Raw genomic sequence first — 1,466 nt, forward strand, 5'->3', positions numbered from 1 at the left:
GCGCTGGGTGAATACAAGAGCATTTTGATCAGCGTCGGTTGTTTTACCGCCTTGATTAACCTGCTGATGCTGGTGCCGTCGATTTACATGCTGCAAGTGTATGACCGCGTGCTGTCCTCCCAGAATGAAACCACCCTGGTGATGTTGACGCTGATGGTCGTGGGCTTCTTTGCCTTTATTGGCCTGCTGGAGGTGATCCGCAGTTTTATCGTGATCCGTATTGGCAGCCAGTTGGAGCGGCGCTTCAACTTGCGCGTGTACAAGGCCGCGTTTGAACGCAACCTGCAACGTGGCCAGGGGCATGCCGGGCAATCCCTGGGCGATTTGACGCATATCCGCCAATTCATCACGGGGCCTGCGCTGTTCGCATTTTTCGATGCGCCGTGGTTCCCCCTCTACCTGTTTGTGATCTTCCTGTTCAACGTGTGGCTGGGCGTGTTGGCCACGGCCGGTGCCGTGCTGCTGATCGGCCTGGCGTGCCTGAATGAATACCTGACAAAAAAGCCGTTGGGCGAGGCCAGCGGTTACTCCCAGCAATCCACGCAACTGGCCACCAGCCATTTGCACAACGCCGAGACCATCCAGGCCATGGGCATGCTGGGCGCGTTGCGCACGCGCTGGTTTGCCGTGCATTCGCAGTTTCTCGGCTTGCAGAACACCGCCAGCGATACCGGCTCGGTGATCACCTCCCTGAGCAAATCCCTGCGCCTGTGCCTGCAATCGTTGGTGCTGGGCCTGGGGGCGTTGTTGGTGATCAAGGGCGATATGACCGCCGGGATGATGATCGCCGGTTCCATCCTGATGGGCCGGGTGCTCAGCCCCATCGACCAGTTGATTGCGGTATGGAAGCAATGGAGTTCGGCCAAATTGGCCTACCAGCGGCTGGATGACTTACTGCGCGGGTTTCCACCGGACGTGGAGCAGATGAAGCTGCCGGCGCCCAAAGGGCAGGTGAGTTTCGAACAGGTCAGTGCCGGCCCGCCGGGGCGGCGCGTGGCGACCCTGCATCAAGTCAGCTTCAATCTGGGGGCTGGTGAAGTGCTCGGTGTGCTGGGTGCGTCGGGCTCCGGCAAGTCCACCCTGGCGCGTGTGCTGGTGGGGGTGTGGCCGACGCTGGCGGGCACCGTGCGCCTGGATGGCGCGGACATTCACCGCTGGGACCGCGACGACCTCGGCCCGCACATCGGTTACCTGCCCCAGGACATCGAGCTGTTCAGCGGCAGCATTGCCGACAACATCGCGCGCTTTCGCGAAGCCGACCCCGATCAGGTGGTGCGTGCCGCGCAGCAGGCCGGCGTGCATGAACTGATCCTGCGCTTGCCGCAGGGCTACGACACCGTACTGGGCGACAACGGCGGCGGCCTGTCCGGCGGCCAGAAACAACGGGTAGCTCTGGCACGCGCGCTGTATGGCGGGCCACGCCTGATCGTGCTGGATGAGCCCAATTCCAACCTCGATACGGTCGG

The 1,466-nt window shown here is 62.2% G+C and carries 1 protein-coding gene; it reads left to right on the forward strand.

Features of this window, described 5'->3' with window-relative positions:
- Window positions 1–1,466: type I secretion system permease/ATPase (locus AC3ZU9_RS31285; RefSeq protein WP_490091780.1), on the forward strand; the 1,466-nt coding region annotated here is incomplete at both ends.

This window comes from Pseudomonas sp. A39, from assembly GCF_058145955.1.